The sequence below is a fragment of the Zobellia nedashkovskayae genome, assembly GCF_015330125.1.
Lineage (GTDB): Bacteria > Bacteroidota > Bacteroidia > Flavobacteriales > Flavobacteriaceae > Zobellia > Zobellia nedashkovskayae.
This window is the reverse complement of record NZ_JADDXR010000002.1, coordinates 4432353-4446381: the sequence shown is the minus strand read 5'-3', so window position 1 is coordinate 4446381 and position 14029 is coordinate 4432353. Positions and strand designations below refer to the sequence as shown.

General features: G+C 38.1%; 10 protein-coding genes. 9 read left to right on the top strand and 1 reads right to left on the bottom strand.

Annotated features, from left to right (window positions below):
- Positions 1–163: 163 nt before the first annotated feature.
- Positions 164–1003 carry an AraC family transcriptional regulator gene (locus IWB64_RS18305; protein ID WP_194535386.1) on the bottom strand — a complete coding sequence of 280 codons (840 nt, stop codon included), beginning with the start codon at positions 1001–1003 and terminating at the stop codon, positions 164–166.
- A gap of 183 nt (positions 1004–1186) precedes the next feature.
- On the opposite strand from IWB64_RS18305, the gene IWB64_RS18300 reads away from it, so the two are divergent.
- The 9 genes from IWB64_RS18300 to IWB64_RS18260 all read left to right on the top strand — a co-directional run bounded on the left by IWB64_RS18300 (position 1187) and on the right by IWB64_RS18260 (position 13928).
- A complete protein-coding gene (locus IWB64_RS18300; protein ID WP_194535385.1) occupies positions 1187–2350 on the top strand; it encodes a cytochrome P450 in 1164 nt (387 codons plus the stop codon).
- A 5-nt stretch (positions 2351–2355) separates the two neighbouring features.
- Positions 2356–2664 (top strand): 2Fe-2S iron-sulfur cluster-binding protein, encoded by a 309-nt coding sequence (locus tag IWB64_RS18295; protein WP_194535384.1) that lies wholly within the window; start codon positions 2356–2358, stop codon positions 2662–2664.
- A 6-nt stretch (positions 2665–2670) separates the two neighbouring features.
- Entirely contained in the window at positions 2671–3927 is a 1257-nt protein-coding gene (locus IWB64_RS18290) for an NAD(P)/FAD-dependent oxidoreductase (protein ID WP_194535383.1), read from the top strand.
- Positions 3928–3948: 21 nt separating this feature from the next.
- A complete protein-coding gene (locus IWB64_RS18285) occupies positions 3949–5067 on the top strand; it encodes a Zn-dependent alcohol dehydrogenase (RefSeq protein WP_194535382.1) in 1119 nt (372 codons plus the stop codon).
- A gap of 6 nt (positions 5068–5073) precedes the next feature.
- Complete coding sequence (locus tag IWB64_RS18280; protein ID WP_194535381.1) at positions 5074–5865, top strand: alpha/beta hydrolase; 792 nt, start codon at positions 5074–5076, stop codon at positions 5863–5865.
- Positions 5866–5933: 68 nt separating this feature from the next.
- Positions 5934–6818, top strand: a complete 885-nt coding sequence (locus IWB64_RS18275; RefSeq protein ID WP_194535380.1) for a phytanoyl-CoA dioxygenase family protein — start codon at positions 5934–5936, stop codon at positions 6816–6818.
- 181 nt (positions 6819–6999) lie between these two features.
- Positions 7000–8604, top strand: coding sequence for a sulfatase (locus tag IWB64_RS18270; protein ID WP_194535379.1), 1605 nt, complete (start codon positions 7000–7002; stop codon positions 8602–8604).
- A gap of 659 nt (positions 8605–9263) precedes the next feature.
- Complete coding sequence (locus IWB64_RS18265; RefSeq protein ID WP_194535378.1) at positions 9264–12293, top strand: SusC/RagA family TonB-linked outer membrane protein; 3030 nt, start codon at positions 9264–9266, stop codon at positions 12291–12293.
- A gap of 30 nt (positions 12294–12323) precedes the next feature.
- Positions 12324–13928 carry a RagB/SusD family nutrient uptake outer membrane protein gene (locus IWB64_RS18260; RefSeq protein WP_194535377.1) on the top strand — a complete coding sequence of 535 codons (1605 nt, stop codon included), beginning with the start codon at positions 12324–12326 and terminating at the stop codon, positions 13926–13928.
- Positions 13929–14029: the final 101 nt, after the last annotated feature.

The following is a 14029-nucleotide window of genomic DNA, read 5'->3' as shown; positions in this document are numbered from 1 at the left end:
TCATTTGTAGATTGGTTAGTTATATCGAAATACCTTGCTATTACTGAGTTGCTAAGGTGCAATTTAATACCAGAACGGAAAGAGCGAATTGTTCAAATAACTACAACAAATGGTTATTTATTTGGTTTGTACAGTTTTTGAGGAGTTTGTAAAGTGCAGTTTTTTAGGCTTTTGCGTATTTTTTTTGATAAGTAAGAGGAGAAGAGCCCATGAATTTCTTGAATTGCCTGTGAAAAAATGGGAGCGATTCATAGCCACAAGCAAATGCAATATGAGAGACGGAATCATGTGTGTCAAGAAGCATTCTTGCCGAGATATTTATACGGAATTCATTCAAAAAAGTAAAGAAAGGACGACCCATCATTTTGGTGAAAAACCTTGAAAAGGATTGCTCGGACATATTAACCAAATCGGCTACTTCTTTAAGGTAAATTTTACGACCATAATTCAATCCTACAAAATCATGAATTTGTGCCATTCTACTCCCATATTCAGAAGGTAGGTCTTCCGTAAAGCTAGCTCCGGACAACGTTTTATAACTACAACTGGATAATTTCACTAAAATGGTAAGTAATTCAATATATAAGTCGTGTGCTTCTAATTCCGGACATTTTTTTAAACGCGACAAAAGAGGAGCGGTTTCTTCTTTGTTGAATAAGAGCCCTCTAGAAGAGGTCCTGAGCATGTGAAATAAAGAAGCTAGTTCTGGTACTTTAGGGAAAACACCAATATTCCACTGAATCACAATGGATTTTGATAGCCCTTCTAGATTGGTGTTGTTTTTCCAGCAATGTGGTAGATTTGAACGTAATAAAACCAATTCGCCCGGTTGGTACGGGCCAACATAATCACCCACGAATTTAGTACCCACGCTTTCTTCTATATACGTAAGCTCATGTTGAGGGTGAAAATGCCAAGGCGTTTCAAAATCTTTTTTAGAATGATAAAAGCTTGTAATCGTACGCTGCTCGTCTAAGTGTATGGGCTCTAATACAGGTTTCATTCTATTACTAAATTAAAAATAAGAATTTTTTGGTATAGTTTATTTTGTTTGAAAATACGACAAAATTGATAACAGGTAACAGAATAAGGTACTTATTTGCTAAAAAAGGCAACTGATAGTGATTTCGAAATATTGATTTTTGTATTTCCACAGAAAGTCGATCCTATAACTAATACCGCTTATATGAAAAAAAGTGAATTTCCAGACCCGTTTGAAAAAGCAAGAGAATCAAAAGGTTACGGAGAAATGAATGATCAAGATGATCCGGTAACTATGCTCTTGCGTCATAAAGACGTTCGTAAAACAGCGCATAATTATAAAACTTTTCAGTCTGGTGCAGCTCCGGGACGTATTGTTATTCCTTCAGAGGTAAATATTCGTGATACGCGTCAAATTCCTTTTGAAGTAGATCCACCAGTTCATAAAGAGTATAGGTCAATAGTAGAGCCCTGGTTCAAAAGACCCTTACAACAGGAATATCAGGAAAAATTAATGGATCAAATAGGTAAAATAGTAGATGAAGTAATTCAAGAAGACTCGGTTGAAGTAGTGACCGATTTTGCATTGCGATTACAATCGCGGGCTTTAACCTTATTACTGAACACTCCTTTTGATGAATCTGAAAAGTGGATTTCTTGGGGAACACATGTATTTAGAAGTGAAGGCGAAGCATTAGATGGGGATAAGGCGAATATCCTATACGATTATATAGATGCACAAATAGACCGTGCAGCCAAAAGCCCAACGGACGATATGTACTCAGTGCTTTTGGACTCTGAATTTGAAGGTAGAAAGTTAACCAAAGAAGAAGTAAAAGGTGTAATGGTACTGACTTTTGCAGGAGGAAGAGATACGGTAATAAACGCGGTCACAAATGCCATAGCGTATTTAGCTGAAAACCCTGAATCTTTAGAGCGTTTGCGTAAAGAACCGGAAATTACCGGTAAGACCGTAGAAGAGATGATTCGGTATTTTTCTCCGCTTACCCAGATGGGGCGTGTCGTTACAGAAGATACTTTTGTTTGTGAGCATGCTGCCAAGGCAGATACTAGGGTATCCTTATGTTGGGCCTCTGCCAATAGGGATGCCGCTGTTTTTGAAAATCCTAATGAGATTGTAATGGATCGTAAAATCAATCCGCATGTTGGTTTTGGTTTTAGTCACCATAACTGTTTGGGTGCTACTCATGCAAGACAGATCATGAAAATATTACTTCAGACTTTAGCTGAAAAAATAGGCTCGTTTGAAATACTCGATTACGAAGAAAATATAGAAGATTTACATCACTTTAAACGTAAAGTGGGTTTCCACAGTATTAATATGAAATTCAATCCTTTAACAAAATAGAAGCCATGGCAAAAATCACTTTTATAACCAACGACGATGAAACAATAATTTTGGAAGGAACTTCAGGTTCGGTAATGGCTTTAGCTGTAGATAATGGAGTGCCAGGAATAGATGGCGATTGTGGGGGAGTTTGCTCTTGTGCTACTTGCCACGTTCATGTAGCTCCAGAAGACATGGAGAAAACAGGAAGCGCAAGCGAAATTGAGACAGATATGCTAGAGTTGGATGATAATGCAGATGAATATAGCCGTTTATGCTGCCAAATAGATATTACCGATGCTATTGATGGGGTTGTGTTGAAAGTAGCCAAATAAAACATAATGTCCGAAAGTACAACAAACAATCAAAATTGTGTAGTAATAGGTGCCAGCCATGCAGGAGTGAATTTTGCATTTGCTTTGCGCAGAGAAGGCTGGGAGGGTACAATTACCATGATAGATATTGATCCTACTTTGCCTTACCACAGGCCTCCATTGTCCAAAGCATATTTGACCAGTGCAGATAGCATTGAGAAAAACCTGCTGAAGTCTGAAGAGAGTTATGTCAAAGAGAATATAAATCTTAAACTGGGTGTTTGGGTAGACGCTATTGACCGTGAAAATAAGAAGGTTGTTTTAGCTGATGGAACATCGCTAGGATATGATAAACTTGTAATTGCCACTGGAGCACGTCCTATAATGCCACCAATTCCAGGGTTGGATACAGCAAATAATCTGTTCCCTTTACGATCGGCTGCAGATGTATCTAATATCCGAAACACCGTTACAGCTAACGAAGGTCTTAAGGTGGTAGTTATTGGTGGAGGCTATATTGGTTTAGAAACTGCTGCATCACTAAAAAAATTAGGTGCGGATGTAACGGTTCTAGAGCGGGAGTCTCGTATACTTGCCAGAGTTACGGCACCGGAAATGTCCGAATTTTTTCAAAAACTTCATGCCGATAATGGTGTTGCCGTCCTCACCGAAAAGAACGTAGTTTCCATAGAAAATAACGGAGAAAGTAATACCGTCATATGTTCGGATGAAACCCGATATGAAGCTGATATGGTTATAGTTGGCGTTGGTATTCATGTGAATAAAGAATTAGCCGAAAAGGCAGGTTTGACCATAGAGAACGGCATTTTGGTTAATGAGAAATCTCAAACCAGCGATGAAAATATTTATGCTATTGGGGATTGTACTTTTCATCATAATCCACATTATAACAGACATATTCGTTTAGAATCCGTACAAAATGCGGTGGATCAAGCAAAGATTGCCGCTGCGGCCGTAATAGGTAAAGATTGCGCATATGATGCATTACCCTGGTTTTGGTCTGATCAGTATGATGTAAAATTACAGATGGTGGGACTTTCTCAAGGCTATGATGAAGTGCTGGTCAGGAAAGAAGCTGATAAGGAAAACTGTTTTTCCGTATGGTATTTTAAAGGTGATACACTTTTAGCTGTTGATGCAGTAAATAATGCAAAAGCCTATGTCTACGGAACAAAATTTATAAAAGGCGGAGAGAAGTTGGATAAATCTAAGTTGAGCGACCCTATGGCGGAGTTCAAACCAGCTAATTTAATCGCTCAATAACAATATATAAAAGCACAAATAATGTCTATTCAATCAAAAAGTGCAGTAGCAAAAGGTGATGGTACTTTTATTATTACCAATGTAACGGTTGCAGAGCCACAGGCGGACGAGCTACTTGTAAAAATAAAAGCTGCCGGTCTTTGTCATACAGATTATGATTCTCTTACTTGGGGCAAGCCTATTGTAATGGGGCACGAAGGCGCAGGAATTATTGAAAAAGTAGGTACGGATATAAAAGGTCTAAAAGTGGGTGACCAAGTTCTTTTAAATTGGGCAACCCCTTGTTTGCAGTGCTTTCAATGTCAAGAAGGAAATCAGCATATATGTGAAAACAATTCCCCGGTTGTCGCTGGTGGAAACGGGCATACTCCAGGTCATGCGCATTTAGAAGGTAGCCAATGGGAAGGTAAACCAATTGAACGTTCTTTTAATCTAGGTACGCTAAGCGAATATGCTTTGGTAAAAGAATCTGCCGTAGTTAAGGTAGAAGAGGAAAATTTAAATTTTTCAGCAGCTAGTATTATCAGTTGTGGCGTAATGACAGGCTATGGTTCGGTAGTGAATTCAGCAAAACTAGCTGCTGGTAGTTCTGCTGTAATTTTGGGATGTGGAGGCGTTGGACTCAATGTTATAAATGCCTGTGAAATTTCTGGAGCCGGTAAAATTATTGCTGTAGACATCAATCCTAATAAACTAGAGCTGGCCAAGCAATTTGGTGCTACAGATGTTATTCTTGCCGATAAGTCGGATAAGGGATTGGTAAACGTTGCAGAGCAGGTAAAAACTATGCTTGGGGGTAGAGGGGCAGATTATGCTTTTGAGTGTACCGCTATTCCTGCATTGGGAGCTGCTCCATTAGCAATGATTCGCAATGCAGGTACAGCCGTTCAGGTAAGTGGTATTGAGGAAGATATTACGATAGATATGCGTCTTTTTGAATGGGATAAAATTTACATCAATCCGCTTTATGGAAAATGTAGACCTCAAATAGACTTTCCAAAACTGGTTCGACTTTATAAAAAAGGGGACTTGAAATTAGACGAAATGATAACCAAAGAATATAAACTAGACGATTTACAATTGGCCTTAGATGATATGTTGGCCGGTAAAAATGCAAAAGGGGTAATAGTTTTTGATTAAATAAACATGTTCAGAACCACAGAAATTTCAGATGCCGCATACGAGAGTGCAAACCTTAGGTTCATAACCGTAAAGACCAATAAGCTGAAGGGAAGAGGAGATATTTGTGTATTTGTTCCACCAATGGCAAATCTAGAAGATTTACCGCTTGTTATTTTGTTACACGGTGTTTATGGCAGTGCTTGGGTGTGGTCTCAAAAGGCGGGGGTTCATATTTCTGCCCTTGAGATGATGGAGAAAGGGGAAATTCCGCCGATGGTGATAGCTATGCCTTCAGACGGACTTTGGGGAGATGGTTCCGGTTATCTTCCGCATAATCAAAAAGATTTTGAAAGTTGGATTGTTGATGATGTACCTAATGCCGTAATAGAGAATATTTCATCCGTTAGTAAAAAATCAGAATTATTTATTTCCGGGCTTTCCATGGGTGGTTTTGGTGCTTTACGTTTAGGCGTGAAATATCATAATCGATTTAAAGCAATTTCTGGTCACTCGTCCATTACAGATGTAGAGCAGATGGACCTTTTTGTAGAAGAATCCTTGGATAATTATAAGCAGGAAGATGCTTGGGAAAATTCCGTTTGGGGATTAATAAAAAAGAATAAGAATCATTTACCACACTTGCGTTTTGATTGTGGTAGCGAAGATCAGCTTATAGCATATAACCGGAAGCTTCACGAGCAGTTAGAGGAGCATGAAATTCCTCACGTTTATGAGGAGTTTAATGGAGCTCATGAATGGACGTACTGGAGCGAACATATCAAAGATACATTACGATTTTTTGCTTCTCATAGTTAAGGCGTTTTTGACTTGGTATATATAAGGCTTACATAAATAATCAACCATAAATAAAAGAATCAAAAACCATGCAGTTAGTAAAAGATTTGGCCGACCGCCACGAATTGATTTCGGACCTTTTTAAGCAGCCAAAATCACCAGAGGAATGGGAACAGTATAAATTGAGTGATGAGCAAGTAGCCCATTTTCATGAGTATGGTTATGTTTCTGGAATAAAATTGTTGGATGAAAGTCAGATCAATGTTCTCCGAAAAGAATTGGAAGAAATACGTGACCCGAAACACCCGGCACACGAGCTTTTTTATGAATTTCATGGCAATCAATCAACGGACCCTAATACTGTGCTTTTTCATTCTCTTGGGCACTGGCGAATTACAGAAGGGTTTCATGATTTGTTATGGAATCCCGCTTTTACAATGGCCGCAAGTCAATTGTTGGGCAACAATAATGTTCGATTTTGGCATGATCAGTTGTTCTGTAAACCCTCAAATCATGGAGGCGTAGTAGCTTGGCATCAAGATTATTCATTTTGGATAAGAACAGTGCCCATGCAACATTTAACCTGCTGGACAGGTTTGGATGATGCCACTACAGAAAATGGTTGTCTTTATTATGTGCCTGGAAGTCACAAATGGGGACTCCTACAAAAGCCGGAACTCGCAGGTAAAATGGAAGGACTTATGGAATTTATGACCGATGAACAAAAGGCAAATTTTAATCCCGTACCTATTGAGCTTAAAAAAGGGTATGGTTCTTTTCACCATCCTTTAATGATCCATGGTTCTTATGAAAATAAGTCAGAATTTAGCAGAAGGGCATTTGTTCTAAATGCTTTTTCAGATGGAACTGTGAGTGACACTGATGGAGAGATGCTTAGAGGTACACCCATTAGGGTTCCGAAAGGTGAAAAAATGGACGGTAAATTTTTCCCTCTTCTTTTTGGCCAGAAATAAAATTTGTGAAGTATTACACTGCCTCTTTTAAAGAGGCAGTGTTGTTTTTTAACCTTACTGTTCTGGTTTTTGTAACCTGTTACTGAGAAGATGAAATAGTAAGAAGTGAGATTCTGGCAACACTATTATTTAGTATCTTTCCTGTCGAAAAAAAATATCCATCCTAAAAAATAAGAAAGGTATGAAGCATTTTCTCTGTTCGATTTTGGCAGTAACTTGTTTGGTTCTCACCAGTTGTAAAAACGATGAAAAAAAAGTACAAGAAAAGGCCGTTAGGCCAAATGTTTTGTTCATTCTAGCGGATGATTATGGGTATCATGACTTAAGTGTTACGGGTAGTAAATTTTACGAAACCCCAAATATTGATAGGATAGCCAATGAGGGAATGAATTTTACCAATGGGTATGCAGCTAGTAGGGTCTGTAGCCCATCTAGAGCCAGTATTATGTTAGGTACTTTTACGGCAAGGCACGGAATTACAGATTGGATTGGAGCAAAAGTAGGCGAGGATTGGCGGAAAGCTGGCCGTTTTAATAAATTACTACCTCCAGATTATGAACATAATCTTCCTGCCCAAGCTACTACTTTACCAGAAGCTATGAAAACCGCAGGTTATAAAACCTTTTTTGCAGGAAAATGGCATTTAGGGGAAAAAGGGTCATGGCCCGAAGACCATGGTTTTGATATTAATAAAGGAGGGTGGGATGCTGGTAGCCCCAATGGAGGTTATTTTGCGCCTTATACCAATCCCAATCTGGAGAATCATGAGGATGGTGAGAATCTAACCATGCGTTTGGCAGAAGAAACCATTAACTTTTTAAAGAAAAATAATCCAAAAGAAACGGGTCAGCCTGTCTTTGCCTATCTTTCTTTTTATGCGGTGCACGGACCTATTCAGACCACCAAAGGCAAATGGGCCAAGTATCAGAAAAAGGCAGAGAAAAACGGAATTGCGGCCACAGGCTATAAGATGGCAAAATTCCTCCCGATACGCCAAGTGCAGGATAATCCCGTTTATGCTGGTTTGGTAGAAACTATGGATGATGCCGTGGGTAGAGTTTTGCAAACACTAGATTCTTTGGGGCTCGATAAAAATACATTGGTAGTTTTTACGTCTGATAATGGTGGTGTTTCTGCAGGAGATTCTTTTTCTACTTCAAACCTTCCGTTAAGAGGAGGGAAGGGATATCAATTTGAAGGAGGTATTCGCGAACCGTATTTTATAAGAGCACCTTGGTTGGTTAAAAGCGGGACATCTACTTCGGAGCCAGTAACTGGTGCAGATTTTTATCCAACAATTCTCGATATAGCCGGTATTGATTTAAAACCGGAACAACATTTAGATGGAAAAAGTCTACTACCAATTCTTAAGGGAGGAAATTTTGAAGAGCGTCCGTTGTTTTGGCATTATCCACATTATGGTAACCAAGGAGGAGAACCATCTTCGGTTGTTAGAAAAGGGGATTGGAAATTGATTCATTACTATGAGGATGATAGGGAAGAGCTTTATAATTTAAAAGATGATTTAGAGGAGTTGACCAATGTTGCATCGGAACATACAGATTTGCAAAAACAACTGAGTGAACAACTGTTTGCTTATTTAGATGAAGTTGGGGCTAGATATCCATCAAAAGACCCAGAGTACAGTTTACAAAAAGAGGAGGCATATCTCAAGAATATTGTAGATAAAAAACTACCATCCCTAGAGCGAGAGAGACTCAACTTTTTGTCTCCTGATTTTGATCCTAAAAATGATTGGTGGGGGAGTAATGTGACTGTGGATTAAAGCTGACTAAAAAGAAGGTGTAAAGACTTTAAATAGAGTGTTTTAGAAAAAAGGGGCGATTTTCGCCCCTTTTTTATGTTTCATAATCACTTGTATAAATTTTTAACATAATTTTTAGATATAATAAATGACCTTATTTGTAGAACATATGTTCTAAAGATAAAATAATGTCAGCATATGTTAATCCTAGCCTATAAGTGGTACTTGTCTAGTAGTAAGTTTAAATAGTGCAAATCTCAGAGATAATATTAGCGCTGAAATACTAGCAATATTTTAATAATTTCCTTAGTTGTTTCTTTTGATAAGTAGATTTTTGACCATCTATTTTGTTATGTAAATTATTGTTAATCAATACTATGTAAAAACAATATAGTTTGGTAAACTGGATAAAAATTTAACGATTACAAAGTTTTCTGCTTACAAAAATGTTTACTACAATATTGAAAATTTTGATGGTTGTCTAGTTTTTGTCTAGGAAAACTATAGTGTTTCATATTAAAATATTCATAATATTAGCACTGTATTATTAAGGTATCCTCAATAATTATGATAAAAAAATACTAACTTTCTTTTAAGAAATATTTAAGAAAAAAGATGATAGTACAGGACCACTTAACTAAATAATTTAACTCAAACACTCAAAACTAAAACGGACAATTATGAAAGAACACATTAAAAAATTACTTAGAAAAAGTTGCCTTTTGGCACTCTTTCTTACAACAGTGGGTATGCAGGGATTGTATGCTCAAAAAACCGTAACTGGGACGGTTTTAGATGAGGCCAATCAACCTATACCCGGCGCTAACGTTGTGGTCAAGGGAACAAATAACGGTGTAGTAACCGACTTTGATGGTAACTTCAGTATCGAAGCTTCAAGTGAAAATGTATTATCTATAAGTTACATAGGTTATGCAGCTCAAAATGTAACCGTTGGGAATAAAGCCACTATTACGGTTACCATGGAGCCTGATGTACAACAGTTAGAAGATGTTGTGGTTATTGGTTATGGTACGGTAAAAAAGTCAGATGTAACCGGATCTGTATCACGTATAGATTCTAAATCTTTTGAAGATCAACCCTTAACAAGGGTAGAAGAAGCTTTACAAGGTAGAGCGGCAGGTGTTACGGTAGCAAAAGCGGGTGGTCAACCTGGCGGTGCGGTTAAGGTTCGTATTAGAGGTGTGAACTCAGTAACTGGAAATAACAGTCCATTAGTCGTAGTTGATGGTGTATTGGGTGGAGACCTAAGTACTATAAACCCAAATGATATTGCTGCTATGGATGTTTTAAAAGATGCATCTGCAACAGCCATATACGGTGTTAGGGGGTCAAACGGTGTTATTATTATAACGACCAAGAAAGGGTCAGGTAAGGGTAAAATCAATGTTGATTATTTCACTACTGTTTCATCAAGTCCTAATTCGGTGCCAAGGTTATCTGCTTCTGATTTTGCAACTATTGAAAACCTAAGAAGAACAAACTCTGGTGGAGCAGCGGTATACACTCCTGCTCAAATAGCAGCACTTGAGGCAAGTGGAGGTACGGATTATGAGCAAGCGATATTAAGAACTGGTTTTAGCGAAAATTTGGCTATTTCGGCAAGTGGTTCTGAAGGTAAAATTAGATACTATTTATCCGGTAATTATAGAGATGAAGAGGGGGTTGTAATTAATACTGGCTACCAACAAATATCTGCAAGAGCTAATATAGATGCTCAAATAAATGATAAGTTTAAGATTGGTTTTAACTTGTACGGAAGTACAAGCGAGAACCAAAACAATACAGATAGATTTGGTAATGGTCAAGGAAGCTTTATTTATAAGGCTTTAACATGGGATCCAACAACGCCAATTTTCAATTCCAATGGAGAATATAATATTAGGTCTGCAGTTGCATCTTTAAACGATAACCCTGTTCGTACACTTAATGAAACAGATATTAAAGATATTGAAGAAAGATTGAATGCCACCGTAAATGCGACGTATAGCTTTACGGATAATTTCAGTTACTCCCTTATTATGGGGTCACAGACTTCTAATTTGAACATTGAACGTTATGCTGTGGAAGTTGGGGATGATCAACTGCCTCATACGTCTTTTGCAAACAATAAAAATGTGAGCTATCAGATAAGTAATATTCTTACATGGCAGAAAATTTTTAAGGAAAAGCATAATATAAAGTTAACGGGGGTTCAAGAATATTCAAATTCTAAATTCCGAGGAAATGGATGGAATTCCAATGATTTGTCCTTAAATGGCAGAGGGTTTTATTTTGCAGAACTAGCTCCAAATTCAGGGCAAACTGTGAATAATGATTTTAATGAGAGAGAGTTGTCTTCGTTTATGTTAAGAGCTGAATATATTTTCAATGACAATTTATTTTTAACGGCAACGGGAAGGTATGATGCAAGTTCTGTTTTTAGAGAAAAAGAAAGATGGGGTATTTTTCCTTCTGTAGCGTTGGCTTATAATATGACAGACTTAATAGATCAGTCAGGTAACACAAGCTTAAAGTTTAGATTAGGTTGGGGACAAGTTGGTAATCAAAACATTGGTCCTTATTCAACTTTCAGTACGTTGGGTTTTAACAGTTATGCAGCAGATGGGTCGGCGGCAACCACTGGTACTTTCATCAACAGAATAGGAAACCCTTTTGCAACATGGGAAACAACCACACAAGGAAATGTTGGTATTGATTTTGGATTTGCGCAAGGTCGTGGTAGTATTAGTCTTGATGGTTACAAAAAGGTAACTGAAGATTTATTGTTAGATGCTGCTATTCCGGATTATGATGGGGGAGAGCTTGGAGATAGAACTATTGTTAAGAATGTAGGTGAAGTAGAAAATATTGGGGTTGATGTAACCATTGGCTATGATATTATCAATACGGAAAACTTAAACTGGAATGCTAACTTATCATTGTCCTATGTTAAAAATGAAGTGACACAATTAAATGATGGGCTAACCGAAATCTTAGGCCAGTTCCAAGCTCCTGGTGGTCAAGGAAATATTCTTAACTTTATTGAAGTAGGAGAACCTTTGGGGCAGTTTAGAGGGGCCACTTTCTTAGGGACTTGGAAAACTACGGATAATATCCCAACAAATGATGAAGGAACTCCGGTAGCTAAACCTGGTGACGCAAGATATCTACTAGATGAGAATAATGATATAGTTTACGGAGCGATCGGAAATGGAACGCCAACAACTACATGGGGATTTAACAACTCCATAAATTATAAAAACTGGGATATAAACATCTTTTTACAAGGTGTACATGGTTTTGATGTTTATAATATTCAACAAGCAGCAATTGTTGGTGGAGCAGGAGATTCAAGAAGTTTTCTTTCTCCGGATCAAGTTAACCAGTGGACACCAACCAATGAAACAGATATACCGGCTTTCGCAGGTTTGTATGAGTCTAGCCGTTATGTAGAAAAAGGTGATTTTATTAGATTGAGCAACCTAACTATTGGGTATACCATAAAAGATATTAAAGGTTTAGGAGACACTACCATTAAGCTTTATGGCGGTGGTCAGAATTTATTTTTAATTACAGACTACTCGGGTTACGATCCAGAAGGAACATCCAGAAGAAGTGAGCAAGGTAATGAAGATGTTGCTTCAGGTATAAATATTGGAGCGTATCCAAACCCTAGAACATACACCTTGGGGGTTAAAATCGGATTTTAATTAAAAATTGCAAATCGAAATAATAAAAAAATGAAAATATATAATAGAAATAAATCGGTAAAGACGCTAGTGGCAATTTGTGCCATGGCGGTCTGCGCAATGACTTTTCATAGTTGCGAACAATTTGAGCTGGATGAAGTTCCGGGTAGAGCAAATTTAGCTGTAGAGCCTTATAATAGTATAGATGAGTTGGAGCTGGCTGTTAACGGAATTTTTGGAAAGCTGAATAAAGCAGCTTGGATGACTACATTCTATGTTAACGGTTGGGCAGGAGATGATATGACTACCCATAGAGAAAGTAACAAGGCAGATTTTAGAGAGTATGACCAAAGAAATGTTGCCGCTACCAATGGTAGGTCCGCTACAAACTGGGCAGGTGTTTATGCCATGGTAAAAGCAGCAAATACGGTTATTATCAATTCAGAAGGAGTTGATTTTCCATCAGATGCTGCTCGTCAGAAAGAATTGTTAGGACAAACCTATTTTTTAAGAGGTTTAATGTTTTATCATCTGGCTCGTGTTCATGGTAGAATTGTACTTCCATTGGATTTAGAGATTGATTTTGAAAGAGAACTAGCTACGCAAGAAGAGGTTTATCAACAGATTGAAAGTGACATGTTAACCGCTGAAACTATGCTTCCTGCAAAAACAAATGTAGGTGCTTCGGACCCGAATGCAGGTTCGGCAAGAGCAATTCTAGCAAGATTGTATTTAGACTGGGCCGGCTATCCTGTTAAAGATGCGTCTAAATATGCCATGGCCGCAGCAAGTGCAAAACAAGTAATGGATAATGCGGGTACGCATGGTTTTGCTTTAGTACCGGATATGGCAACTCTTTACACTGTAGAAGGAAGATTTAATACAGAATCTATTTTTACTATTGCGTATTGTGCTTCTTGTGGACTACCTAATCGTAAAAACGGAAAACTAGGTTTACCTAGTGATTATGCGACTCAAGGATGGCAAGAGACTTTTGCAGAAATCAGATATTTTGAAGATATGCCTGAAGGTCCTAGGAAGGATGCCACATATCATACAGAGATTCCTTTGGACGGTCCTTTACCAGGACCTGCTGATCCAGACCAGGAGTCCCGTGCTACATCTGATGTAGCAGGAGCAATTAGCTTTTTGCCATGGACAAGTTTTATTGATCAAACCCAACCAATTTTCAGAAAAATTGTAGGTCCTTTTGAAGAAGGAACCTTTAGTGGTTTCCAAAGTGATCGAAATGATTACTACATGAGATATGCAGAACTACTTCTTATATATGCCGAAGCTTCTGGTGAAGCGGGATCTGCAGGAGCTGATGCATGGCAAGCGCTTAACGATGTACGAAATAGAGCAGGTCTTGAAGATGTTAGTGCAGCGGATGGAACCATTCAGGATTTAGCGTATCTAGAGAGAAAATGGGAATTGGCAGGTGAGTATTTAAGATATAATGATTTGGTGCGGAAGGAGCAAGTGGAAGCTGCACTTGGCGGTACGGCAAGAGACCCAAGAGTTTCAATCAATACATTAACCGATCAGCCAATAACGAAAGAAACAAATGCAATAATAGGTTCTACGGCACCATCAAATTATTTTGCACCTAGACCACAGCCAGAAGTAGATAGAAACCCAAATTTGGCAAATTAAGAAGTTGAGTTAGTTAGTTTTAAGTATGACGGCAAGGTTTCTTTGTGAACCTTGCCGTTATTTATTCCGGGATATACTAATCTTACGAAGCATTTACTTTG

What these genes read in the sequence shown, in the direction of transcription:
- IWB64_RS18305 (WP_194535386.1), bottom strand. Translation starts at nt 1,003, where the DNA reads ATGAAACCTGTATTAGAGCCCATACACTTAGACGAGCAGCGTACGATT.
- IWB64_RS18300 (WP_194535385.1), top strand. Translation starts at nt 1,187, where the DNA reads ATGAAAAAAAGTGAATTTCCAGACCCGTTTGAAAAAGCAAGAGAATCA.
- IWB64_RS18295 (WP_194535384.1), top strand. Translation starts at nt 2,356, where the DNA reads ATGGCAAAAATCACTTTTATAACCAACGACGATGAAACAATAATTTTG.
- IWB64_RS18290 (WP_194535383.1), top strand. Translation starts at nt 2,671, where the DNA reads ATGTCCGAAAGTACAACAAACAATCAAAATTGTGTAGTAATAGGTGCC.
- IWB64_RS18285 (WP_194535382.1), top strand. Translation starts at nt 3,949, where the DNA reads ATGTCTATTCAATCAAAAAGTGCAGTAGCAAAAGGTGATGGTACTTTT.
- IWB64_RS18280 (WP_194535381.1), top strand. Translation starts at nt 5,074, where the DNA reads ATGTTCAGAACCACAGAAATTTCAGATGCCGCATACGAGAGTGCAAAC.
- IWB64_RS18275 (WP_194535380.1), top strand. Translation starts at nt 5,934, where the DNA reads ATGCAGTTAGTAAAAGATTTGGCCGACCGCCACGAATTGATTTCGGAC.
- IWB64_RS18270 (WP_194535379.1), top strand. Translation starts at nt 7,000, where the DNA reads ATGAAGCATTTTCTCTGTTCGATTTTGGCAGTAACTTGTTTGGTTCTC.
- IWB64_RS18265 (WP_194535378.1), top strand. Translation starts at nt 9,264, where the DNA reads ATGAAAGAACACATTAAAAAATTACTTAGAAAAAGTTGCCTTTTGGCA.
- IWB64_RS18260 (WP_194535377.1), top strand. Translation starts at nt 12,324, where the DNA reads ATGAAAATATATAATAGAAATAAATCGGTAAAGACGCTAGTGGCAATT.